Below are 23973 nucleotides of genomic sequence, written 5' to 3'. Positions count from 1 at the left end.
ACAGGTGGTTCGCGCGCGTGGTTGCTGGGGGAGTGCGGGAACACCGCCGAACACGGGAGGCGTGATGACTGAGGCTGCCGACGATCTGGTGCTGGTGATCAATTCCGGCTCGTCGTCGATCAAGTACCAACTCCTGGACCCGGAGTCGGGCGCGGTGACGGCGTCCGGCATGGTCGATCGAATCGGTGAGCACAACGCCGGGATCGAGCATCAGGCCGACGGCTCGACCACCGAGCGACGCGGCGCCGTCGCCGATCACACCGCCGGGCTGCGGCTGATCTTCGACATGTTCGCCGAGACCGGGCACGATCTGGCCGATGCCGGGGTCCGCGCGGTCGGGCACCGGGTGGTGCACGGCGGTGAGGTGTTCTATCGGCCGACGCTGATCGACGACGACGTCGTCGCGGCCATCACCGAACTGTCTTCGCTTGCCCCGCTGCACAATCCGGCGAATGTCGCGGGCATCGAGAGCGCGCGCGAGCTGCTGCCGGAGGTTCCGCAGGTGGCGGTGTTCGACACCGCGTTCTTCCACGGGCTGCCCGACGCCGCCAAGACCTATGCCATCGATGCGAAGGTCGCTGCCGCGCATGGCATTCGGAAGTACGGGTTCCACGGCACCTCGCACGAGTACGTGTCCGGCCAGGTCGCCGAGCTCCTCGGCCGCGACCCGGCCGACCTGAATCAGATCGTCTTCCACCTGGGTAACGGCGCCTCGGCCTCGGCGATCCGCGGCGGCCACCCGATCGACACCACCATGGGCCTGACCCCCTTGGAGGGTTTGGTGATGGGCACCCGGTCCGGCGACCTCGACCCCGGCATCATCGCGCACCTGGTGCGCTCGGCCCACCTCGACATCGACCAGATCGACACGTTGCTCAACCGGGACTCCGGTATCAAGGGCCTGTCCGGCGTCAACGACTTCCGCGAACTCCAGAGACTCATCGAAAAGGGTGACGCCGCAGCGAAACTCGCCTACGACGTCTACATCCACCGCCTGCGCCGCTACCTCGGCGCCTACCTGATCGACCTGGGCGGAGTCGACGCCATCACCTTCACCGCGGGCGTCGGCGAGAACAGCCCGCGGGTTCGCGCCGATGCCCTGGCCGGGTTGTCCCGCTTCGGCATCGAGGTCGACCCCGCCGCCAACACCGCGAAATCTCGTGCTGCCCGCCGTATTTCGCCGCCGGACACGGAGGTGGCGGTGCTGGTCGTCCCGACGAACGAAGAACTGGCCATCGCCCGCGCCGCGCACCGCGTCGCCGAAGCCGGCTGACCCCGAGAGCGGCAAAGCCCGGTCGGGAGGGAAGGCCGACCGGGCCGGATCTGCCGCTGAGGCAGGCACATCGGGATGTTCCCGCTCGCCGCGCGGTCCCCGGAGGGCAGTCCGGTGACCTGCCCCGGGAGCGGCGAGGGCATCGCGGTCCCGGTGGCATGCGGTGGTCCGGTGCGGGTCTCGGTGTGACTGCGCGAACCTGATCCGACGCAGATGCTGCCGAACCCATCGTGAGGATTTCGTGAGTGGTCTACACCCAGGTCTTGGCGCGGATCGAATTGGCCAGGTCGACCAGGGCATAGCGATGATTGCGGCCGGGGGCGCTGCGCGCGAGGGCGCGCAGGCCCGCCTCGGTCCCCTCCCGCAGGCAGCGTTCGGTGAAGGGCGCGCCGAACAGCGTCGCGTCGGAACGCTTCGGCGTATTGCCCGCCTGCAACCAGGCCAGCGCGGCGCCGAGCACCAGGACGCGCATCTGGACGGTCCGCCCCTCGCCGGTCGGCAGGCTCGACACCCGGGACGCGGCGACATGCAGAGTGGATTCCTCGAGTTCGGCCACCGGAGCGGCGGTGAGCAGCAGCAGCACCGCGGTCATCCTGGCGGTGGTGAAATGCCTTGACGCGGCCGGTACTTCGTCCAGTGCGTGTACCGCGTCCGCTACCCGATCGACCGCGGCCAGCTGCCGCGCGAGCCCGAAGGCCGCGTTCACCACCGCGCGATCGGTGCGCCAGACGGTGTCGTAGAACTTCTCCGCGTAGGCTCGCCACTGCTCGGGATCGGTCGAATCCCACTGTTGCAGTACCAGTTCCGCGGTCGCGGCCAGCGCGAGCTTGGGCCCGATCTCGCCGGGCAGCACCCGCAGCACGTCGTCGAAGCTGGCGAAGGCCTGCTCGTACTCCACATCGAGCAGCAGGGCCAGGCCGCGATACCAGCTGACCCGCCAATCGTTTTCGGGTAATCGGGTGAGCAGACGCAGCACCGAGGACGACTCGCCGAGGTCGAGCCGGACCCGCGCCTCGGCCAGCCGGAGCTCCAGATCCAGGGTCTCCGGCGCGTTCTCCGGATCCGCCTTGGCTCGTTCCTCGGCCGCCTGTAACGCCGCCAGCGACTCGGCGGGTTCGGCGTGCACCGTGGTCGCGAGCAGCGGCGCCGACGGATCGGCCGAGTCGAGCAACGGAATAGGCAGTGCGGCAACCACATCCCGGGCCTCCAGCTGCTTGCTGCGGGCCCGTCCGTCGGCGTAGGCGTCGGTCTGGCGGATCAGTTCCTCGGTGCCGAAGCTGGCTCGCGGCGGGCTGAACACCGTCGACAACTGCGGATGCTCGGTGGCGGTCTCCAGCGCGAGGATCTCCCGCAGCACGCCGGACAGCTGCGCGGACATGGCTCGGGCAGAGGGGAATCGGCGATCCGGATCCGGATCGGTCGCGCACAGCAGCAGCCGATGGAAGAACTCGTAGCGCGCCAGCACGGGATGATCCGCGGGGTCGGGGATGCCGTCGAGGTAGCGGCCCTGTTCCATCGGCATCTCGAGCGTGAGCACGGCCAGTGTGCGCCCGACGGTATAGATGTCCGACGCGACGGTGGGGCCGGTCTTCGCGATCTCGGGTGCTTGAAAACCCCTGGTGCCGTATAGATTTCCGTATGACTCGATGGTCGCGACCGCGCCGAGATCGATCAGCTTCACCTGATCCTCGGTGACCATGATGTTGTCCGGCTTCAGATCGTTGTAGGTCAGCCCGATCGAGTGCAGATACTCCAGTGCGGGCAGGATCTCCAGCAGATAGGCGATCGCCTCGGCGACCGGCATCCGGTACGGCCGCGGATAGGAGTTGAGGATGTCGCGCAGCGACCGCCCGCCCACGTACTCCATCACGATGTAGCCGATCGGCGCACCGTCCGGATCGGTGTGCTCGACGAAGTTGTGGATCTTGACGATGCTGGCGTGCGCGACCTCGGCGAGGAACTGGCGCTCGGCGACGGCGACCGCCTGCGCCTCGGCGTCGCCGGTGTGCAGCAGGCCCTTGAGCACCACCCAGCGGTCGCTGACATTGCGGTCGATCGCCAGGTAGATCCAGCCGAGCCCGCCGTGCGCGATGCAGCCCTGCACCTCGTACTGGCCGGACACGACGTCGCCCTCGTGCAGCGACGGCCGGAAATCGTAAGGGGCGCCGCAGGTATCGCAGGTGCCGGTGGTTACCGCGGGCCGGATGGCGGTGGCCCGTCCGACCGGGTTGCCGCAGCGCCAGCAGAACCGCTTGCCTTCGGAGACAACGGGATCGGTCAGCACGGCGGCGCGCGGATCGGCCGGTTCGACCGTCGGGATCGGCACCAGCCCGCCGCCGAGCTTGCGCATCGTGGGCCGGGACCGGGCCGTGCGCACGCTGCGGCCCGAGGTCCGCATCGTCGCCGCGGAGTCCGGTTCGGAGTCGGTTCGCCAAGCGCCGATGATGGTTTCGGCCGCGGCCGCCTGACTGGGCGTCGGCCGGCTACCCACCGCCAGCTCCGTGTGCACCGGCTCGTCGGTTTCGTCGCCTGTCTTGCTGGGTGCGGGACGGCCAGGGGTCAGTTCGGTGCGAGCCGGTTCTTCGGTTCCGTCACCTGTCTTGCTCGGGGCGTGCCTGCGGCCTTGCGTCAGCTCGGTGCGTACCGGTTCCACGGATTCGTCGGCGGTCCGGCTGGGGGCGTGCCTGCGACCTCGGGTCAGTTCGGTGCGGACCGGTTCGACGGGTTCGCCGCCTGCCTCGCTCAGCGCAGGCCGACGACCCCGGGACAGTTCGGTGGGGAGCGGCTCGTCCCCGGCCGCGGGCGGAGCGGCGGTGGCTTCGTCCGCGTCGGGAGTGGCGTCGTCTGCTGTGTTCATCGGCCGTCAGTCCACGTAACTCGGGGCGGGCGGGCCGGGGGACGGGCCGAGCACGGTCAGCCACTGGCGATAGATGCGATCCCAGGTGCCGTCGTTGCGAATCCGCTCCAGGGTGCTGTTCACGAAGCGCACCAGATCGTCGTCGCCCTTGGGGATGCCGATGCCGTACGGCTCGACGCTGATGCTGTCGCCGACAACCTGCGTGTACGGGTCCTGCGCGGCCAGCCCGGCCAGGATGGAGTCGTCGGTGCTCGCCGCGTCGACCTGGCGCTGCTGCAACACGACCAGGCAATCGGCCCAGGTCGGCACGGTCAGGATGGTGGCGGCGGGCTGGTCGTGGCGCATGTGGTCCAGCGAGGTAGTGCCGCGCACGATGCACACCCGCTTGCCCGCGAGATCGGCGATGCCGTTGATCCCGGAGTTCTTCATCGCGAGCACCCGCTGGTTGGAGCGCAGATAGACGGTGGAGAAGGTAACCTTCTGGCGCCGTTCGCAATTGATCGTCATCGTCTTCACCACGATGTCCACCTCGCGGTTCTGCAGCGCGCGTTCCCGGTCGGCCGAGCCGAGGGTGCGATATTCGATCAGGTCCGGGCTGCCGAGCAGGTCGCGGGCGACCTCCCTGGCGATGTCCGGGTCGAAGCCGACGATGGCCCCGGAGGTCGGATCCCGGAAGCTGAACAGGTTGCTGCCCGCGTCCAGCCCGACCACCAGCCGGCCGCGGGCCCGGATGGCGTCGATGGTCGGTCCGCCCGCGGTGCTCGGGCGCAGGCTCGCCGTCGGATCGCCGCACTGCGCGGGCGCGGCCGCGGGCGTGGGCGAATCCGTCAGCACCGGAATGACTTTCGCGGGCAGCGGCGGTTCGGTGTACTTGGCCGTGCTGCTCGGCAGCGAGGTCGGCGCGCCGGTGCTACAGCCGCCGACCAGCGCGACGGTGGCGAGTGCGACGGCGACCAGGCCGTGCCCGGCCCTCATCGGTACTCCCGCAGTCGCGGCCACAGGCCCAGCCCGACGCAGGCCGCCGCGACGATGCCGAGCACCAGCGCGCCGGGGCCCATGAAGGCGAGCACCTGGGCCGCCTGGGAAATTTTGTCGCGCAATGTATTCCGTGTCTTGTCGATGCCCTGCTCCAGTGCCTTGTCCAGTGCCTCCACCTGCGCCGCGACATCGGCGGCCCCCGGACCGGTGGCCACCGCCGCCGCGCCGTTGAAGTCGCCGCGGGCCAGCGTGTCGTTCATGCGCTGGTGTGCGACCCGCCAACGGCCCAGTGCCGGAATGGCATTGCGCACGTCGTCGGCGGCGGGCGCGGAACTCGGGTAGCCGCCGAGCAGGTCGGCGAGGCGGGCGATATTCGCGTCGTAGGTCCGGTCGAAGTCGCCGGTCGCGTCCCGGCTGACCAGCTTCAGCGTTTCCGCCGAACGGGCCTGCTGGGCCAGGATCCGGCTCTCGGTGAGCCGGGAGGCGGGCACCGCGCCGTCGTCGCGGCCGTGGATCATCGAGGTGGCCGACACCGCGCCCGCGATCACGGTCCAGGTCAACAGGATCAGCACCGCCGCCGAGGCGAGCAGCAGCCCCGGATTGAGCACCCGGCGCCACCGCTTGGCCAGATCGAACTGGGCCCACACCAGCGCGACCAGCGCCAGGACCACCAGCACGATGGCGGTCCACGGCGGCCGGACGTGATTGCGCTGCGCCTCGGTCACCGCCGCCTGCCGCCGGTTCTGTAGTTCCTCGGCCATCGGCAGCACGGCGGTCTGCATCTGGTTGGACGCTTCGCTCAAATAGGCCGCGCCGACCGGATATCCGCTGCGATTGTTCGCCCGCGCCGTCTCCACCACCCCGGTGTACACCGGCAGGCTGGTCGCGATCCCGGTGCGCAACTGGGTATCGGTGTTGTCGATCCGGCTGGGCGCGGTGCCCGAGGCCCGGCCGGTCTCCGCGACCAGTTCCGCGGCGGCCTCGCCGATCGCCTGGCTGTAGCGATCGCGCACCGCCTGCGGCTCCAGGCCGCCGGAGATGAACGCGGTGCTCGCCGCGGCGTCCGCGATGGACAGCGAGGTGTAGAGGCGGTGCGCGGAGTACGCGTCCGGCTCGGTGTCGTCGAGCAGCACGTTCAGCGTCTGCTGCCGGTCGCCGACGGTCGCGCCGGTCACCCAGCCCGCGGCCACGCAGACCGTGATGAGCAGCAGCCCGATCGCGATCAGCCGGCCGGGCGAGGAGGCGGCGAACAGGCGCAGCCGCGCCGGGTCGAACTGCTCGCGCACGAAGGCGGCTCGCAGCGCGCCTGGACTGTCCCGCGCGGCGAGCTCGGCGGTGGGCGAGGGCCGCAGAACCGCCGTCGCCTGCTCGATCCGAGCCATGTCCACCTCCCCAGTCTGGGCCGCATTCGCGGATTTCTCGACGGACCGACCGGATAAACGGTCACCCCGTGTCTGTCGTTGCGGAGTTTATTGTGGTCGTAGCGGTGCCGCGGCGTGTGAAATACCCCTGCTTGGCAGCGGAACGCGGCCCGGCGGCGGCAGATCGAGGATGGGTAGCAGATGCGTGGTGACGGTGACGGATGGTCGCGCGACCCCGGCGGGTTGCGGCGTTGGGGCCGGTTCGGCGCCGCCGGATTGCTGCTGCGCGCCCCGCTGGCCGGCGGCGGCTCGGCCGTCCTGATGCAGCATCGCGCGCCCTGGAGTCATCAGGGCGGCACCTGGGCGCTGCCCGGCGGAGCCCGGGACAGCCACGAGACCCCGGTGCATGCCGCGGTGCGCGAGGCGTGGGAGGAGGCGGGGATCGATCCCGCCGAGGTCCGGGTGCGCGGCGAGCGGGTGACCGCGTCCGCGCCGAGCGGCTGGACCTACACCACCGTGATCGCCGACGCCGTGCTGACCTTGCCGACCATCCGGAACCGGGAAAGCTCCGAGGTCGCGTGGATCCCGGAGACCGAGGTCGACGCCAGGCTGTTGCATCCGGGCTTCGCCGCCGCCTGGCCCGCGTTGCGGGCCGCCCCCGCCCGGGTCTGTCTCGGCGAACTCGCGGAGGATCGTGCCGTCGCCGCCGCGCTGCCGCGCACCATCGATCTGGCGGATCAGGGCTTCTTCTGGCTGCACACCGACCCCGACGGGCCCGGTGGCTACGCGCGAATCGTCGGACCGGAGGCGAGTGCCCCGCAACCCGGACCCGCGTCGGACAACGGCGCGGCGGTCGTCTCGCTCACCCGCGGCCAAGTCCTGTCCTGACCGCGGTATCCGCCTGATCGGATGCCCGGCCATCGGCTAACCGTTGGCGAGCAGCGCCGTCTTGAGTTGCCGCGCCGCGGCTTCCGGGTCCCGCGCCTCGGTGATCGCCCGCACCACGACGATGCGGTCGGCGCCGGCCGCGAGCACGTCGGGCAGGTTGTCCGCGTCGATCCCGCCGATCGCGAACCACGGGCGGGTCGGGTGCGCGTCGAAGGTGGAACGCACCAGCTCGAGGCCGGCCGCCTGCCGTCCCGGCTTGGTCGGGGTCGCGTAGACCGGACCGGTGCAGAAGTAATCGATGTGTTCGTCGATCGCGGCCAGCCCGGCCTGCGCGCGATTGTGCGTGGAGCGTCCGATCACCACGTCCTGGCCGAGGATGCGCCGCGCGTACCAGGGCGGCAGATCGCCCTGGCCGAGGTGCAGCACGTCGGCGCCCGCGGCCAGCGCGATATCCGCGCGGTCGTTCACCGCGACCAGCGCGCCGTGCCTGCGGGCGGCCGCCTTCAGCTCGGCCAGCGCGCCGAGCTCGGCGCGCGCCTCGAGCGGGCCGAACTTCGCCTCGCCGGGCGAACCCTTGTCCCGGAGCTGGATGATGTCGACCCCGCCCGCGAAGGCCGCCTCGGCGAACTTGGCCAGATCGCCCCGGTCCCGTCTGGCGTCGGTACAGAGATAGAGGCGAGCGGAGGCCAGGCGCTCCCGGGGCGATGCGGGTCGGGCAGGGTGGGAGGGTTGCACGTCTTCGACCGTAGCCGCGCTACCGTGGGGAAGCGAACGGCGGCGCCACGCGAACGCCGCGCAGCGGAGACAGAGGCAGGTGGAACAGGATGCGGACGCTGGCCGTCGTGGGTGGCGGCGTCATCGGGCTCGGGGTGGCCTGGCAGGCCGCCGAGGCAGGCTGGTCGGTCACGCTGTTCGACCCGGCGGTCGGCTCCGGCGCCTCGTGGGTGGCCGGTGGCATGCTCGCTCCGCTGTCCGAGGGCTGGCCGGGTGAAGACCGGGTGCTCGCGTTCGGGGCGGCCGCGCTGGCCCGCTGGCCGGAGTTCGCCGCCCGGGTCGAGACCGCCACCGGCCAATCGGTGTTCGTGGCCGACGCGACACTGACCGTCGCGCTGGACGCCGCCGACGTCGCCGACCTGCGCACTGTCGCGGAGTGGGTGGGTGGCCGCGGTCACGAACTCCAGGTCCTCGATCGCGCGGGCGTCCGTGCGCTGGAACCGAATCTGGCGCGCACGGTCCGCGCCGGACTGCACGCGCCCGCCGAACCCGCGATCGACAATCGGCGCCTGGTCGCCGCGCTGCGGAAGGCCGCGACGGCGGCGGGAGTGCAGATCCGGGCCGAATCCGTGGACGCGCTGGACGCGCTCACCCACGATCAGATCGTCCTGTCGGCCGGCGCGGCGTCTGCCCGGCTGTGGCCCGACCTGCCGGTCCGGCCGGTCAAGGGCGAGATCCTGCGCCTGCGCCACCGTCCCGGCGTCACCCCCGCGCCGCGGCACGTGGTCCGGGCCAGGGTGCACGGCCGGGCTATGTACCTGGTCCCGCGCGCCGACGGAATCGTGGTCGGCGCAACCCAATACGAGGCGGGTTTCGATACCGCGGTCACCGTCGCGGGCGTCCGGGACCTGATCGCCGACGCCGAGGCCGTCTTCCCCGGCATCGGCGAATACGAGCTGGCCGAGGCGAGCGCGGGTTCGCGCCCGGGTACCCCGGACAACCTGCCGTTGCTCGGCAGGCTCAGCGACCGGGTCGTCGCGGCCACCGGCAACGGCCGCAACGGCATGCTGACCCTGCCGCTCACCGTCGACGCGGTCCTGGCCCAGCTCGCCGGAACACCGTTGCCCGAGGCGGAACCCGCCGACCCGCAACGCTTCACGACGGCTCACCGGCCGTCCCCTTCGTCATCCGCAGGAGGAGTTCGATGACTTCGACATCCGTCCCCATCGGCGTCAGCGTGAACGGCACAGATCACGAATTCGCCGAAACCCTCACCGTCCGAGAGCTGCTCGGCCGCCTGGAGCTGCCGACGCAGGGCATCGCGCTCGCGGTGGACGGCGCGGTGTTCCCCAAGTCCCGCTGGGACGAGCCGGTCGGTCGCGGCTGGCAGATCGAGGTGCTGACGGCGGTCCAGGGTGGCTGAGGCACCGCTGCGGATCGCGGACCGCGAGTTCGGTTCTCGCCTGATCATGGGCACCGGCGGTGCGGACAACCTGGCCGTGCTGGAGGAGGCGCTGGTCGCCTCGGGCACCGAACTCACCACCGTCGCCATGCGCCGGGTGGACGCCGCGGGCGGCACCGGCGTGCTGGATCTGCTGAAGCGCTTGAACATCGCCCCGCTGCCCAATACGGCCGGCTGTCGCACCGCGGCCGAGGCGGTGCTCACCGCGCAACTGGCCCGCGAGGCGCTCGACACCAACTGGGTCAAGCTAGAGGTGGTCGCCGACGAGCGCACACTGCTGCCCGACCCGATCGAATTGATCACCGCCGCAGAGCAACTCGTCGACGACGGCTTCGTCGTGCTGCCCTACACCACCGACGACCCGATCCTCGCGCGCAGGCTGGAGGACGCGGGCTGCGTCGCGGTGATGCCGCTGGGTTCGCCGATCGGCACCGGCCTGGGCATCGGCAATCCGCACAATATCGAGATGATCGTCGCCGAGGCCGGGGTCCCGGTGATCCTGGACGCGGGCATCGGCACCGCGAGCGACGCCGCGCTGGCCATGGAACTCGGCTGCTCGGCGGTCCTGCTGGCGACGGCGGTGACCAGGGCTCGTCAACCGGAGTTGATGGCCGAGGCCATGGCGTCCGCGGTGCGCGCCGGCTATCTGGCGCGCCAGGCGGGTCGCATTCCGAAACGATTCTGGGCGCAGGCTTCCTCACCCGCGCTCTGACCGGGTCGCGGGCCGAAACCCCCGCTCAGGACGTCTATCAGGGTGGCGTCGTCGGTAGTAGGGGTGGCCCTCATCCCTGAGGATGATCCAACACGACACTTTGTAGTGACGCGCGTCGCGGCATTTTCGGGCAGGCTGGTCACCATGATCGAGCTGAGAGGGCTGACCAAGCACTACGGGCAGACCGTCGCCGTTCAGGATCTATCCTTCACCGTTCGACCCGGACAGGTGACGGGGTTCCTGGGCCCGAACGGAGCCGGTAAGTCGACGACGATGCGCATGATCCTGGGGCTGGACAAGCCGACCTCGGGGACCGCGCTCATCCAGGGCAAGCCATACCGCGAACTGGACCATCCGCTGCGCACCGTCGGTGCGTTGCTCGACGCCAAGTGGGTGCATCCGAACCGTTCGGCGCGCGCCCACCTCGAGTGGATGGCCGCCTCCAACGACATCGCCAAGTCCCGGGTGGAGGAGGTGTTGCGGCTGGTCGGCCTGTCCGAGGTGGCGGGCAAGACCGCGGGCGGCTTCTCGCTCGGCATGTCCCAGCGGCTCGGCCTGGCCGGCGCGCTGCTCGGCGACCCGCAGGTGCTGCTGTTCGACGAGCCGGTCAACGGCCTGGACCCGGAGGGCATCCTGTGGATCCGCCGGTTCATGCAGCGACTGGCCGCCGAGGGCCGCACCGTGCTGGTCTCCAGCCACCTGCTCTCCGAGATGGCGCAAACCGCCGAGCACCTCGTGGTGATCGGGCGCGGCCAGCTCATCTCCGATACCACCACACAGGAATTCATCGAGCGCGCCTCCGAACAGTCGGTGCGCGTGCGCAGCCCGCAGCTCGACCAGTTGCGCAGCGTGCTCACCTCGAACGGGATGACCGTCCGCGAGGACGGCACCGGCACCGACGGCCCCGCGCTGGTCGTGGCCGGCGTGCCGAGCGACGCGGTCGGCAAGTTGGCCGGCGCGAACGAGATCACCCTGTTCGAGCTTGCGCCGCAACGTGCTTCGCTGGAAGAGGCGTTCATGCGGATGACCGGCGGCGCGGTCCAGTACCACGGCGAAGGCGTTGATCAGGCGATGGGAGGTGCGCTCTGATGGGCGTGCTGGCAGCAGAACGAATCAAGCTCACCTCGACCAGGTCGCCCTGGTGGTGCTCGGCCATCGTGGTCGCGCTCGCCCTCGGGCTGGCCGCGCTGTTCGCGCTGGTCACCAAGTCCGCGGGGGACAACCCCGCGGAGGGCACCCCGACGCTGGACGTGAGCACCGCGACCGCGGGCGTCGTCGGCTTCGGCGTGATGGTCCTGATGATCATGGCCGCGTTGACCGTGACCAGCGAATACCGCTTCGGTGTCATCCGCACGACGTTCCAGGCGGTGCCCAATCGCAGCAAGGTGCTGATCACCAAGACCCTGCTGGTCGGTGTCTTCAGCGCCGTGCTCACCACGATCCTCGCCTTCCTCGCCATCGGGGTGGCCAAGGCCATCGGCGGGTCCGCCCCCGCGGCGAACCTGACCCTGGACGGGCAGTGGCGGGCGGTCTACGGCATCCCGATCTACGCCTTCCTGATGATCGCCGTCGCGATCGGCGTCGGTGTGCTGGTCCGCCAGTCCGCGGCCGCGATCTCGCTGATCGTGTTGTGGTCCTTGCTGATCGAGCCGCTGCTCGGCGCGTTCGGCAGCTTCGGCCGCAACGTGGGGCCGTTCCTGCCCTTCCAGAACGCGAGCCACTTCCTCGCCGTCTCGGAGTCCGGGGCCAACTGGCACTGGGGTCCGTGGGGCAGCCTGCTCTACTTCCTCGGCTTCACCGCGATCGTCTACGGCGCCGCGCTGATCATGATCAACCAGCGCGACGCGTAGCGACCCCCAGCGACCCGAGTCGCTTCCCTCGCCACTCGGGTTCGGCGCGCCGACCTTGTCGGGAGGTCCGCGCGCCCCGTCACCGCCCCGCCACTGCCCGGCGGACGGTGTCACCATCGGCCCGGTGCGATCCCCTTCGCGCCGGGCCGATGGGCGTTTCCCGGGCTGCGCGAGGCCGCATTATTACCGGTCGATGGGCTATGTGAATATCCCGGAAACTGTGAAACAGGTCGCTTCATCGGTGCTGGATCCGCGAGTACAGTTCGACTCAGCAACCAGCTCGTTATCCATCGGCGGCCCCAATGTTGTGCCCGCTCCGTCCGTCGGGAGGTAGCAGGTGGCGATGATCAGTGATCCGCCGACGACAGGTCGGCTGAGATACCCTCTGGGCGTGAGCGAAACACCTTCCGGCGGTGCTGCGCCCGGGTCGGAGCCGGAAGACCGAAACGGCCTCCCGCCCGAGGTCGTGATCCCGCTGGTGCCCGCGGACGGCGACGGACCGATCCGTCGCCCCGGGGCAGGCCTGCGCAAGGGCCAGCTGTCCGCGTTGATGAACGCGGCGAACAATCGCACGGACTTCATCGGCGTGCTGCGTAAGGCGCGGGAGCAGCTGCCCGGCGATCCCTCGTTCGGCGACCCGCTCTCGGTCACCGGGCCGGGCGGTGCGCGCGCGGTGGCCCGCGCGGCGGACAAGCTCGTCGGCGATACCCCGAGCGCGGCCAGGGAGATCGGCTTCGGCGCGCTCCAGGTCTGGCAGGCGATGCTGGAGCGAGTCGGCCGCGGTAAAGGTAACGCAGAAGTAACTGTGATGTTCACCGATCTGGTGGCCTTCTCCGGCTGGTCGCTCTCCGCGGGCGACGAGGCGACGCTGGAGCTGCTGCGCCGGGTGGCCAAGGCCATCGAGCCGCCGATCGCCGAGCGTGGCGGTCAGGTGGTGAAGCGGATGGGCGATGGCGTGATGGCCGTGTTCCCGTCGGCCGAGCGGGCCGTGCGCGCCGCGATCAACGCCAAGCGCAACCTGGCCGAGGTCAAGGTGCGCGATTATCGCCCGGCGATGCGGATCGGGCTGCACACCGGCTCGCCCCGCGAGATCGGCGGCGACTGGCTCGGCGTCGACGTCACGATCGCGGCCAGGGTGATGGAGGCGGGCGGCAACGGCAACACCATGCTGTCCGAGGCGACGTTGCGGTCGTTGAAGCCCGAGACCCTCGCCGAGCTGGGCCATGCGGTGAAGCCCTACCGGCGCAGCTTCTTCGCCGCGCCGCTCAGCGGAGTCCCCGAGGACTTGCGCATCTTCAAGCTCTCCGAGCTCTGAGTCAGCCGAGTCCCCAGGCCGCCGCGCCGGCGATGGCGAGCACGGCCAGCACCGCCAGCAGGATCGCGAACTTGCGCGCGGTTTTCCAGGTCGAGTAGACGCCGCCGAGCAAGAAGCCGGCCAGCGCGAGCAGGATGATCACAGTGACGTCGGTGGACACTGTGCCTATTGTGCAGCGCCCGCGGCACTGAGTGTTCGCGGCCCCGGTGTCGCGCTGATAATTAACAAGCACGCGTGCTTGCTTTTTTCTGACCCGGGTGTGATGCTGGTCCTCGGAACGCGGACTTCACGGGTGCGGCACGCGGCTGTGCCCTGACGGTTCGCCGTTACAGGAGGCATCCCCGCTGATGAGTGTGCTGGCCGCCAACCCGGACGTGCTCCGGATCGGCAACTGTTCCGGTTTCTACGGTGATCGATTGAGCGCCATGCGCGAGATGCTCGAGGGCGGGCAGCTCGACGTGCTCACCGGCGACTACCTCGCCGAGCTCACCATGCTGATCCTCGGCCGCGACCGGATGAAGGATCCGAGCCTCGGCTACGCCAAGACCTTCGTGAAGCAGATCGAGGACTGCCTCGGCCTCGCCCTGGAACGCAACGTGCAGATCGTCACGAACGCGGGCGGTCTCAACCCCGCCGGGCTGGCCGAGCGCCTGCGCAAGGTGGCCGCCGACCTCGGCCTGGACGCGAAGATCGCGCACGTCGAAGGCGACGACCTGGTCGCGCGCGCAAGCGAACTCGGCCTCGGCGCACCGCTCACCGCGAACGCCTACCTGGGTGCGTGGGGCATCGTCGAATGCCTGAACGCGGGCGCGGACATCGTGGTCACCGGCCGGGTCACCGACGCCTCGGTGATCGTCGGCCCGGCAGCAGCCCACTTCGGCTGGGGCCGAACCGATTACGACGCACTCGCCGGTGCGGTGGTGGCCGGGCACGTGATCGAATGCAGCACCCAGGCGACCGGCGGCAACTACGCGTTCTTCACCGAGCTGCCCGATCTGGGCCGGCCGGGCTTCCCGATCGCCGAAATCCGCAGGGACGGAAGCAGTGTCATCACCAAGCACCCGGGCACCGGTGGCGCGGTCACGGTCGACACGGTCGAAGCGCAGCTCATGTACGAGATCCAGGGCGCCAGGTACGCCGGCCCCGATGTCACCGCGCGCCTGGACTCCATCGCGCTCAGCGCGGAGGGCCCGGACCGGGTGCTGATCGGCGGCGTCGTCGGGGAGGCGCCGCCTGCCCGGCTGAAGGTGTCGCTGAACACCCTCGGCGGCTTCCGCAACGAGATGGAGTTCATCCTCACCGGGCTCGACATCGAGGCGAAAGCCGCACTGGCGCAACGGCAGCTGGAGTCCTGGCTGCCGGTGCGACCCGCCGAGCTGGACTGGACGCTCGCGCGGCTGGACCGCCCGGACGCAGGCACCGAGGAGCAGGCCAGCGCGCTGCTGCGCTGCGTGGTGCGCGACCCGGACCCGAACAAGGTCGGCCGCGCGTTCTCCAGCGTCGCCGTCGAACTGGCCTTGGCCAGCTACCCCGGATGCAGCTTTACCACCATGCCCGGCAACGGTTCTCCCTACGGCGTGTACTCGCCGGGGTTCGTCGATGCCACCGAGGTGCCGCACGTCGCGGTGCTGCCGGACGGCTCCCGCGTCGACATCGCGCCGGCCACGGACACCCTGCCGCTGGCCGAGGTCGGCGAGCCCGAGTTGCCGGAGCCGTTGCCCGCCACCGAAACCCGTCGCGCCCCGCTCGGCGCCATCGCGTTGGCCCGCAGCGGAGACAAGGGCGGCAACGCCAATATCGGTGTCTGGGTGCGCACCGACGCGCAATGGCGTTGGCTGGCCCACACACTCACCGTCGAGCGGGTCAAAGAGCTACTGCCCGAGACCGCCCCGCTGACGGTCACCCGGCATGTGCTGCCCAACCTGCGGGCGGTGAACTTCATCATCGAAGGCCTGCTCGGTCAGGGCGTCGCCTATCAGGCGCGCTTCGATCCGCAGGCCAAGGGGCTCGGCGAATGGCTGCGGTCCCGTCATCTCGACATCCCATTGGAGCTGTTGCCATGAGTCCGAGTCCTTGGAATTCCCCTGAACGGCGCGAATTGCGTGCCACCGTACGGGGTTTCGCAGAGCGGGACGTCCTGCCCTACCTGGACGAGTGGGAGCGCGACGGGGAGATCCCGCGCGAGCTGCACAAGAAGGCCGGTGCGCTCGGCCTGCTCGGCATCCAATTCCCCGAAGCCGTAGGCGGTTCCGGCGGCGACGGCATCGACGCGATGGTCGTGTGCGAGGAACTGCACCAGGCGGGTGCTTCCGGCGGCCTGTTCGCGTCGCTGTTCACCTGCGGCATCGCGGTGCCGCATATGATCGCCTCGGGCAACCCCGATCACATCGAGCGTTGGGTGCGACCGACGTTGGCGGGCGAGAAGATCGGCTCGCTGGCCATCACCGAACCCGGCGGCGGCTCCGACGTCGGCCACCTGACCACCACCGCCCGCCGCGACGGCGACCACTACATCGTCAACGGCGCCAAGACCTACATCACCTCCGCCTGCCGGGCCGACTACGTGGTCACCGCGGTGCGCACGGGCGGCCCCGGCTCCGGCGGGATCTCGCTGCTCGTGGTGGAGAAGGGCACGCCGGGCTTCACGGTCAGCCGCAAGCTGGACAAGATGGGCTGGCGCGCCTCCGACACCGCCGAACTGTCCTACGTCGACGTGCGGGTGCCCGCGGAAAACCTGGTCGGCCCGGAGAACTCCGGCTTCTTCCAGATCGCGGGCGCGTTCGTCAGCGAGCGGGTCGGCCTTGCCGTGCAGGCGTATTCGAGCGCGCAGCGCTGCCTGGACCTCACCCTCGACTGGGTGCGCGGCCGGGAGACCTTCGGCCGCCCGCTGATCAGCAGGCAGGCCGTGCAGAATACGGTCACCGAGATGGCCCGCCGCATCGATGTCGCCCGCGTCTACACCCGGGACGTGGCGCAGCGCAGCGCGAACGGCGAGACCGACCTGATCGCCGAGGTCTGCTTCGCCAAGAACACCGCCGTCGAAGCCGGCGAATGGGTAGCCAATCAGGCCGTGCAGCTGTTCGGTGGACTCGGCTACATGCGCGAATCCGAGATCGAACGCCAGTACCGCGACATGCGCATCCTCGGCATCGGCGGAGGCACCACCGAGATCCTCACCGGCCTCGCCGCCAAACGATTGGGGTACCAGTCTTGACGACACTACGCAGCACCCTGGACACCGCGTCCGCGGAGTACACCGCCGCCGCCGAGGCCATGGCGGCCAAGCTCACCGAGGTCGAGGGCGAGTTCGCCAAGGCCATCGCCGGCGGCGGGCCGGACAAGCTGGCCCGGCATCGCAAGCGCGGCAAGCTGACCGCGCGGGAGCGGGTCGAGCTGCTGATCGACGAGGACTCGCCGTTCCTGGAGCTCTGCCCGCTGGCCGGCTGGGGCAGCGAATTCCACGTGGGCGCAAGCACTATCGCGGGCATCGGCGTGGTGGAGGGCGTCGAGTGCATGATCGTCGCGCCGGATCCGACCGTGCGCGGCGGCACCTCGAACCCGTGGACGCTGCGAAAGACGTTGCGCATCAACGACATCGTCCGGGAAAACCGGCTGCCGGTGATTTCCCTGGTGGAGTCCGGCGGCGCGGATCTGCCGACGCAGAAGGAAGTCTTCGTCCCCGGCGGCCGCATGTTCCGCGACCTCACCCAGGCCTCGGCCGCGGGCATCCCGACCATCGCGCTGGTCTTCGGCAACTCGACCGCGGGCGGCGCCTACATCCCCGGCATGTCCGATCACGTGGTGATGATCAAGGAACGCTCCAAGGTGTTCCTCGGCGGCCCGCCGCTGGTCAAGATGGCCACCGGCGAGGAGTCCGACGACGAATCGCTCGGCGGCGCGGACATGCACGCCCGGGTCTCCGGCCTGGCCGACTATTACGCGCTCGACGAGCAGGACGCGATCCGCATCGGTCGCTCCATCGTGCGCAGGCTCAACTGGCGCAAGCAGGGCCCCGCGCCGCGCGCCGAGGTGATCGAGCCACTCTACGACCCCGAGGACCTGCTCGGCATCGTCCCGAACGACCTGAAGATTCCGTTCGACCCGCGCGAGGTGATCGCGCGCATCGTCGACGGCTCCGACTTCGACGAGTTCAAGCCGCTCTACGGCGGCAGCCTGGTCACCGGATGGGCTGAGCTGCACGGGTATCCGATCGGCATCCTGGCCAACGCGCGCGGCGTGCTGTTCTCCGAGGAGTCGCAGAAGGCCACCCAGTTCATCCAGCTGGCGAACAAGTCGAACACGCCATTGCTGTTCCTGCACAACACCACCGGCTACATGGTCGGTAAGGAGTACGAGCAGCGCGGCATCATCAAGCACGGCGCGATGATGATCAACGCGGTGTCCAACTCGAAGGTGCCGCACATCTCGGTGCTGATGGGCGCTTCGTACGGCGCCGGGCATTACGGCATGTGCGGCCGCGCCTTCGACCCGCGCTTCGTCTACGCCTGGCCCAGTGCGAAGTCCGCCGTCATGGGCGGCGCGCAGCTGGCCGGCGTCATCTCGATCGTCGGCCGGGCGGCGGCGGAGGCCAAGGGCATGCCGTTCAACGAGGAGGCCGACGCTGGGATGCGCGCCATGATCGAGGCGCAGATCGAGGCCGAGTCGCTGGCCATGTTCATGTCCGGGCGCCTGTTCGACGACGGCGTCATCGATCCGCGCGATACCCGCACCGTGTTGGGAATGTCCTTGTCGGCCATTCACAATGCTCCGATCAAGGGCGCCGATGGCTTCGGCGTCTTCCGAATGTGAGGCCAGTCATGACAGCATCGCGTAGCGATTCGGTGAGGGGTGGTGGCCGGGCGGCGGGAGGGCAGATCACGAACGTCTTGGTCGCCAATCGCGGAGAGATCGCGCGCCGGGTGTTCGCCACCTGCCGGCGAATGGGCATCGGTACCGTCGCGGTCTACTCCGACGCGGACGCCGCCGCCCCGCACGTCGCGGAAGCCGATGCGGCAGTGCTGCTTCCGGGCAATACGCCGGCGGAAACCTACCTGCGCGGCGAATTGATCATCGAGGCCGCGCTGGCCGCCGGTGCGGACGCGATCCACCCCGGCTACGGATTCCTCTCCGAGAACGCCGATTTCGCCAAGGCGGTGCTGGCCGCCGGTCTGGTGTGGATCGGCCCGCCGGTCGAGGCCATCGAGCAGATGGGTTCCAAGGTCGCCTCGAAGAAGATGATGGACGCGGCCGGCGTCCCCGTGCTCGCCGAGCTCGATCCGGCCGAGGTCACCGAGGCGCACCTGCCGGTGCTGATCAAGGCGTCGGCCGGCGGCGGTGGTCGCGGCATGCGGGTGGTGCGCGAGCTGGGCGAGCTCGAAGCGCAGATCGAGGCCGCGCGCCGGGAGGCCGCGTCCGCGTTCGGCGATCCGACGGTGTTCTGCGAGCGGTACCTGGAAACCGGCCGCCACATCGAGGTTCAGGTGATGGCCGATACGCACGGCACCATCTGGGCGGTCGGTGAGCGCGAATGCTCCATCCAGCGCCGGCATCAGAAGGTGCTCGAGGAGGCCCCCTCGCCGCTGGTCGAGCGCACCGAGGGCATGCGCGAGCGCCTGTTCGAGGCGGCCCGGCTGGCCACGGGGGCGATCGGCTATACCGGCGCGGGCACCGTGGAGTTCCTCGCCGACGAGCGCGGGGAGTTCTTCTTCCTGGAGATGAATACCCGGCTCCAGGTGGAACATCCGGTCACCGAGTGCACCACCGGCCTGGATCTGGTTCGCCTGCAACTGGAGGTGGCCGCGGAGGCGAAGCTGCCCGCCGAATCCCCAGGGCTGTACGGGCATTCGATCGAGGTCCGGCTCTACGCCGAGGACCCGGCGCACGACTGGCAGCCGCAGAGCGGCACCGTCCATCGTCTCGACATCCCGTCGGTAGTCACCGAATTCGATCTGCTGGACCGTCCGGGCGTGCGCCTGGACACCGGCGTGGTGGACGGCTCGGTGGTCGGCGTGCACTACGACCCGATGCTGGCCAAGGTCATCTCGTACGCCGAAACCCGCGGCGAGGCAGCTCGATTGCTCGCCAACGCGCTGCACCGGGCCAAGATCCACGGTCTGGTGACCAACCGCGACCTGCTGGTCCGGGTGCTGCGGCACCCCGCGTTCCTGGCCGGCGACACCGACACCGCGTTCTTCGCCACCCACGGATTGGACACGCTGGCAGCGCCTTTGGTGTCCGAAGCCGATGAGGCGTTGTCCATCGTGGCCGCGGCACTGGCCGACGCGGCGGCGAATCGGGGCGCCGCCCGGGTCGGCGGCGGACTGCCGAGCGGATGGCGCAACCTGCCGTCCCAGTCGACGCACAAGCTGTTCGAAAGCCGCACCAGCGGGATCCACGACATCGGTTACCGCTTCACCCGTGGCGTCGTCTCGGTGGACGGCCACGACGGACTCGAACTCGTCGAAGCGGCCCCCGACCGCGTGGTGCTCGCCGTCCCCGGCGAACGCGGCTCGGTCCGCAGGCATTTCGCCGTTGCCCGCTACGCCGATCTGGTGTGCGTCGACTCCCCGCTCGGGCCGGTCAGCGTGCGCAAATTGCCCCGCTTCAGCGATCCGGCCGACCAGGTGGCCACCGGTTCGCTGCTCGCGCCCATGCCCGGCAGCGTGATCCGGCTCGGCGCCGAGGTCGGCAGCCGGGTCGAACAGGGCCAGCCGATTCTGTGGTTGGAGGCGATGAAGATGGAGCACACCATCGCCGCGCCCGCCGCCGGTGTGCTCAGCGCCGTCAATGTCACCGTCGGCCAGCAGGTCGAAGTCGGTGCCGTCCTCGCCGTCGTCGACCCTGCCGAAGGCACGGAAACCCAGGAGAGCAAATGAGTTTTGTCGAAACCGAAGAGCAGACCGCGCTCCGGTCCGCGGTCGCCGCGCTGGCGGCGAAGTACAACTACCGCGACTACGTGCTGCCGAAGGCACGGGCCAACGAGCCGCTCACCGAACTGTGGGACGAGGCGGGCAAACTCGGCTTCCTCGGGGTGAACCTGCCGGAGGAGTACGGCGGCGGCGGAGCCGGCCTGTACGAGCTGGCGCTGGTCATGGAGGAGCTCTCCGCACAGGGCGCCGGCCTGCTGCTCATGGTCGTGTCCCCGGCCATCTGCGGCACCATCATCACCAAGTACGGCACCGACGAGCAGAAGCAGCAGTGGCTGCCCAAGCTCGGCGACGGCTCGGCCAAGATGGTCTTCGGCATCACCGAGCCGGACGCGGGCTCCAACTCCCACCAGATCACCACCACCGCGCGCCGCGACGGCGACGACTGGATCCTCAACGGGCGCAAGATCTACATCTCCGGCGTGGACCAGGCCGAGGCGGTGCTCATCGTGTCCCGCACCGAGGACCACAAGACCGGCAAGCTCAAGCCCGCCCTGTTCATCGTGCCGACCGATGCCGAGGGCTTCCACAAGACGCCCCAGGAAATGGACATCATCGAGCCGGACCACCAGTTCACGCTGTTCCTCGATGACGTGCGCCTGCCGTCGACCGCCCTGGTCGGCAAGGAGGACGCGGCGCTGATGCAGCTGTTCGCCGGGCTCAACCCGGAACGGGTCATGGGCGCCGCGATGGCCATCGGCCTCGGCCGCTACGCCATCGACCGCGCGGTCCAATACGCCAAGGAACGCACCGTGTGGAAGACGCCGATCGGTGCGCACCAGGGCATTTCGCATCCGCTGGCCCAGGTGAAGATCGAGCTGGAGCTGGCCAAGCTGATGATGCGCAAGGCCGCGACGCTCTACGACACGGGCGACGAGATGGGCGCCGCCGAGGCCGCCAACATGGCGAAATACGCGGCGGCGGAGGCGAGCATCAAGGCGCTCGATCAGGCCATCCAGACGCACGGCGGCGCGGGCCTGACCAAGGAGTACGGCCTGGCCGCGATGCTGGCGGCCGCGCGCATCGGCCGCATCGCGCCGGTCAGCCGCGAGATGGTGCTGAACTTCGTCGCCCAGTACTCGCTCGGCCTGCCGAAGTCCTACTGAGAGGCTGTCCATGACCGACACTGTGACCGGGCCGTTCGTCCGCTACGAGGTGGCGGACGGCTTCGCGACGCTCACCCTCGACTCGCCGCACAACCGGAACGCGTTGTCGTCCAAGCTCGTTGCCGAACTCCTCCAGGGGCTCGACGACGCGGCCGCCGACGACGCGGTGCGCGGCATCGTGCTCGCGCACACCGGCAACACCTTCTGCGCGGGCGCGGACCTGTCCGAGGCGAGCAATGCCGATCCGGCGGTGGCCGCCGACGACCGCACCCGGGTGATGATCGGCGTCCTGCGCCGCCTCATCGCCGCCCCGAAGCCGGTGATCGCGCGGATCGACGGCAACGTGCGCGCAGGCGGCATGGGCATCGTCGCGGCCTGCGATATCGCGGTGGCCGGGCCGACCAGCAGCTTCGCCCTCACCGAGGTGCGAATCGGATTGGCCCCGTTCATGATCTCGCTGACCCTGCTGCCGCGTCTCACCTCGCGCGCGGCGAGCCGATACTACCTGACGGGGGAGAAGTTCGGTGCGGACATCGCCGAGCAGATCGGGCTGATCACCACCGCCGCCGCCGATCCGGCGGCCGAGGTGGCGCGGTTGCGCGCCGAGCTGCGCAAGGGCTCGCCGCAGGGGCTGGCCGAGAGCAAGCGGCTGGTCAACGCGGCCATGCTCGCGGAGTTCGACGTCTCGGCCGAGGAACTCGCCACCCGCTCGGCGAGCTTCTTCGGCACCGATGAGGTGCGCGAGGGCATGACGGCCTTCCTGCAGCGTCGTCCGGCGAGCTGGGCAGAATAGCCGCATGGCCACACCCCACGAACCCAAGCAGGACCGCAGCCGAGCCACCCGGCAGCGCCTGCTGGAGGCGACCATCGATTGCCTGGCCGAAACCGGCTGGGCGGCAGCGACGGTCGCGGTCGTCGCCGAACGGGCCGGGGTGTCCAGGGGCGCGGCGCAGCATCACTTCCCGACCAGGGAGGAGCTGATCACCGCCGCGCTGGAGTACATGTTCGACAGCCGGACCCAGCAGGCCAAGGACGAGGCGATCGCGGTCGCCGCCTTGGCCGACGGGGTCGGCCGGACCGAGGCCGTGGTGGCCGGCCTGGTCGAGTCCTACACCAGCCCGCTGTTCAAGGCGGCGCTGCAGGTGTGGACGCACGCGGCCGCCGATCCGGCGCTGCGGGAACGAATTGTCCCGCTGGAGGCCAAGTTCGGCCGGATCTCGCACCGGCGCGCGGTGGAGGCGCTCGGCGTCGACGACGCCGACCCGGTCACCCACCACCTGGTGCAGGCCACCCTCGACATGGCACGCGGGCTCGGCCTGGCCGACGTGCTCACCGACGATTCGGCGCGGCGCAAACAGATCGTCCAGCAGTGGGCGGCCACCCTGCACGCCGCGCTCAGCGCGCCGCGCGCGGAGTGATTTCCGTCGCGCGGCCGGCTCCGCGTGGGGGTGCGTGCGGCGGGTTCACGGCCGGACGATGTCCCTGATCAGGCCGCCGACCGGGACGAACGAGCGCGCCCGAAGTATGCCCCTACGTCCTTGTTTCGCGCGGCACCGCCGATCGGCGCGCAACAGTCCGTGCGTGCCTTAGGGTCTGCCGTATGGACCATGCGGAGTACGGCGGGCTCGAGCAGACTCTCGGCCAGCCGATTGCCGGTAGCGCGCCGGCCGAATGGGGTTTCCAGAACCGCACCGACCTGCTCACGCTCGCCGACGGCGACCGGATGGTGCTACAGCGCTACCGCAATCCGGACGACGCCGAACGCCGCCTGCGGGTCATGCACACCCTGCTGGAACCCGCCGCCAAGCGGGGCATCGCCATTCCGCGCATCCGCCGCTTCGACCTCGACGCCGACCCCGCCTGGATCGTGTTCGACGCGCTGCCCGGCGTCCCGATTCCGGCCAGCGCCGAAATCGGCTTGGCCAGTCCGCAATTCCCGATCATCGCGCGCGAAATGGGCACGCTGCTCGCCGCGTTCCGCCGCCTGCCCACCGCGGGCCTGCAACTCGACGACCTCTGGGCCAGCCCCACCCGCCTGGTGGAGAGCGCCACCGCCTGGGCCGGCCGACTGGACCTCGCCGCCGCGCATCGCGCCACCCTGGACCGGACCCTGCGGTCGCTGCCCGCCCTCTTCGCCGATCGCCCGGCGGTCCTCGCGCACGGCGACTTCGCCCCGGTCAACATCCTCACCGACGGCGAAATCATCACCGGCCTGCTCGATTTCGAATCCGTCCGCCTCGCCGACCCGCTGTTCGACCCGGCCTGGTGGGCCTGGTCGGTCAGCGTCATCGATCCCGCCACCCCGGCCTGGCCCGACTTCCTCCAGGCCGCGGGTTTCGACCCCGCCGACCCGAACCTCGCACCCCGCATCAAAACCTTACAAATCCTGCGCATGCTCGAACTCCTCACCGAAAAACCCGATCTCACCCCCGCGATCCGCACCGTGGTACACGACCGCCTCCTCGCCACCCTCGCCTGATCACACCCCCCGAACCGACTGCTTTCGGTCGGCTTTCGTCCGGATGTCACAC

21 protein-coding genes are annotated in these 23973 nt (G+C 70.0%); 16 read left to right on the top strand and 5 right to left on the bottom strand.

Annotated elements, in window-relative coordinates; genetic code table 11:
• Window positions 1–64 precede the first annotated feature (64 nt).
• Complete coding sequence (locus ACFYO1_RS22235) at window positions 65–1273, top strand: acetate kinase (RefSeq protein WP_387233981.1); 1209 nt, start codon at window positions 65–67, stop codon at window positions 1271–1273.
• A gap of 250 nt (window positions 1274–1523) precedes the next feature.
• Here the strand turns inward: ACFYO1_RS22235 and ACFYO1_RS22230 are convergent, their stop codons facing one another.
• Genes ACFYO1_RS22230 through ACFYO1_RS22220 form a run of 3 tightly spaced genes read right to left on the bottom strand, consistent with a single transcriptional unit; the run spans window position 1524 to window position 6490 of the window.
• The gene (locus tag ACFYO1_RS22230; protein WP_387233978.1) at window positions 1524–4130 is read right to left on the bottom strand and encodes a tetratricopeptide repeat protein; all 2607 of its coding nucleotides are present in this window, start codon (window positions 4128–4130) and stop codon (window positions 1524–1526) included.
• 6 nt (window positions 4131–4136) lie between these two features.
• The gene (locus ACFYO1_RS22225; protein ID WP_387233974.1) at window positions 4137–5105 is read right to left on the bottom strand and encodes a glutamate ABC transporter substrate-binding protein; all 969 of its coding nucleotides are present in this window, start codon (window positions 5103–5105) and stop codon (window positions 4137–4139) included.
• Window positions 5102–6490, bottom strand: a complete 1389-nt coding sequence (locus tag ACFYO1_RS22220) for a hypothetical protein (RefSeq protein WP_387233971.1) — start codon at window positions 6488–6490, stop codon at window positions 5102–5104. Before ACFYO1_RS22220 ends, ACFYO1_RS22225 begins: the two co-directional genes overlap by 4 nt.
• 180 nt (window positions 6491–6670) lie before the next feature.
• Here ACFYO1_RS22220 and ACFYO1_RS22215 point away from each other — a divergent pair, with 180 nt between their 5' ends.
• Entirely contained in the window at window positions 6671–7357 is a 687-nt protein-coding gene (locus ACFYO1_RS22215) for an NUDIX domain-containing protein (protein WP_387233968.1), read from the top strand.
• A 36-nt stretch (window positions 7358–7393) separates the two neighbouring features.
• Here ACFYO1_RS22215 and thiE read toward each other — a convergent pair whose 3' ends face one another.
• The gene (gene thiE / locus ACFYO1_RS22210) at window positions 7394–8092 is read right to left on the bottom strand and encodes a thiamine phosphate synthase (RefSeq protein ID WP_387233965.1); all 699 of its coding nucleotides are present in this window, start codon (window positions 8090–8092) and stop codon (window positions 7394–7396) included.
• 89 nt (window positions 8093–8181) lie between these two features.
• Between thiE and thiO the strand changes: the two genes are divergently transcribed.
• From thiO to ACFYO1_RS22180, 6 genes are all read left to right on the top strand, one after another.
• On the top strand, window positions 8182–9279 hold the full coding sequence (gene thiO, locus ACFYO1_RS22205; protein WP_387233962.1) for a glycine oxidase ThiO: 1098 nt from the start codon (window positions 8182–8184) through the stop codon (window positions 9277–9279).
• Complete coding sequence (gene thiS / locus ACFYO1_RS22200) at window positions 9276–9494, top strand: sulfur carrier protein ThiS (protein ID WP_150400045.1); 219 nt, start codon at window positions 9276–9278, stop codon at window positions 9492–9494. Before thiO ends, thiS begins: the two co-directional genes overlap by 4 nt.
• Window positions 9487–10245: a thiazole synthase gene (locus ACFYO1_RS22195; RefSeq protein WP_387233959.1), complete on the top strand. Its 759-nt coding sequence runs from the start codon at window positions 9487–9489 to the stop codon at window positions 10243–10245. Before thiS ends, ACFYO1_RS22195 begins: the two co-directional genes overlap by 8 nt.
• 144 nt (window positions 10246–10389) lie before the next feature.
• Complete coding sequence (locus ACFYO1_RS22190) at window positions 10390–11334, top strand: ABC transporter ATP-binding protein (protein WP_387233956.1); 945 nt, start codon at window positions 10390–10392, stop codon at window positions 11332–11334.
• Window positions 11334–12095: an ABC transporter permease gene (locus tag ACFYO1_RS22185; RefSeq protein ID WP_150400042.1), complete on the top strand. Its 762-nt coding sequence runs from the start codon at window positions 11334–11336 to the stop codon at window positions 12093–12095. The genes ACFYO1_RS22190 and ACFYO1_RS22185 overlap by 1 nt, the downstream gene beginning before the upstream one ends.
• A gap of 391 nt (window positions 12096–12486) precedes the next feature.
• Window positions 12487–13410: an adenylate/guanylate cyclase domain-containing protein gene (locus ACFYO1_RS22180; protein WP_387233953.1), complete on the top strand. Its 924-nt coding sequence runs from the start codon at window positions 12487–12489 to the stop codon at window positions 13408–13410.
• Between the two features lies 1 nt (window position 13411).
• Here the strand turns inward: ACFYO1_RS22180 and ACFYO1_RS22175 are convergent, their stop codons facing one another.
• Window positions 13412–13570, bottom strand: a complete 159-nt coding sequence (locus ACFYO1_RS22175) for a hypothetical protein (protein WP_387233949.1) — start codon at window positions 13568–13570, stop codon at window positions 13412–13414.
• A gap of 187 nt (window positions 13571–13757) precedes the next feature.
• Between ACFYO1_RS22175 and ACFYO1_RS22170 the strand changes: the two genes are divergently transcribed.
• The 8 genes from ACFYO1_RS22170 (at window position 13758) to ACFYO1_RS22135 (ending at window position 23921) form a co-directional block, all read left to right on the top strand.
• Window positions 13758–15473, top strand: coding sequence for an acyclic terpene utilization AtuA family protein (locus ACFYO1_RS22170; RefSeq protein WP_387233947.1), 1716 nt, complete (start codon window positions 13758–13760; stop codon window positions 15471–15473).
• Complete coding sequence (locus ACFYO1_RS22165; protein WP_387233944.1) at window positions 15470–16624, top strand: acyl-CoA dehydrogenase family protein; 1155 nt, start codon at window positions 15470–15472, stop codon at window positions 16622–16624. The genes ACFYO1_RS22170 and ACFYO1_RS22165 overlap by 4 nt, the downstream gene beginning before the upstream one ends.
• A complete protein-coding gene (locus tag ACFYO1_RS22160) occupies window positions 16621–18219 on the top strand; it encodes an acyl-CoA carboxylase subunit beta (RefSeq protein WP_387233941.1) in 1599 nt (532 codons plus the stop codon). Before ACFYO1_RS22165 ends, ACFYO1_RS22160 begins: the two co-directional genes overlap by 4 nt.
• Window positions 18220–18227: 8 nt before the next feature.
• The gene (locus tag ACFYO1_RS22155) at window positions 18228–20285 is read left to right on the top strand and encodes an acetyl/propionyl/methylcrotonyl-CoA carboxylase subunit alpha (RefSeq protein WP_387233938.1); all 2058 of its coding nucleotides are present in this window, start codon (window positions 18228–18230) and stop codon (window positions 20283–20285) included.
• Window positions 20282–21442 carry an acyl-CoA dehydrogenase family protein gene (locus ACFYO1_RS22150; RefSeq protein WP_387233936.1) on the top strand — a complete coding sequence of 387 codons (1161 nt, stop codon included), beginning with the start codon at window positions 20282–20284 and terminating at the stop codon, window positions 21440–21442. The genes ACFYO1_RS22155 and ACFYO1_RS22150 overlap by 4 nt, the downstream gene beginning before the upstream one ends.
• A 10-nt stretch (window positions 21443–21452) precedes the next feature.
• Window positions 21453–22235, top strand: coding sequence for an enoyl-CoA hydratase family protein (locus ACFYO1_RS22145; RefSeq protein WP_387233933.1), 783 nt, complete (start codon window positions 21453–21455; stop codon window positions 22233–22235).
• 4 nt (window positions 22236–22239) lie between these two features.
• A complete protein-coding gene (locus ACFYO1_RS22140; RefSeq protein WP_387233931.1) occupies window positions 22240–22860 on the top strand; it encodes a TetR/AcrR family transcriptional regulator in 621 nt (206 codons plus the stop codon).
• A 182-nt stretch (window positions 22861–23042) separates the two neighbouring features.
• Window positions 23043–23921 (top strand): phosphotransferase family protein, encoded by an 879-nt coding sequence (locus tag ACFYO1_RS22135; RefSeq protein ID WP_387233928.1) that lies wholly within the window; start codon window positions 23043–23045, stop codon window positions 23919–23921.
• Window positions 23922–23973: the final 52 nt, after the last annotated feature.

This window comes from Nocardia sp. NPDC006044, assembly GCF_042871115.1.
Lineage (GTDB): Bacteria > Actinomycetota > Actinomycetes > Mycobacteriales > Mycobacteriaceae > Nocardia.
This window is presented reverse-complemented; position numbering and strand designations above follow the sequence as displayed.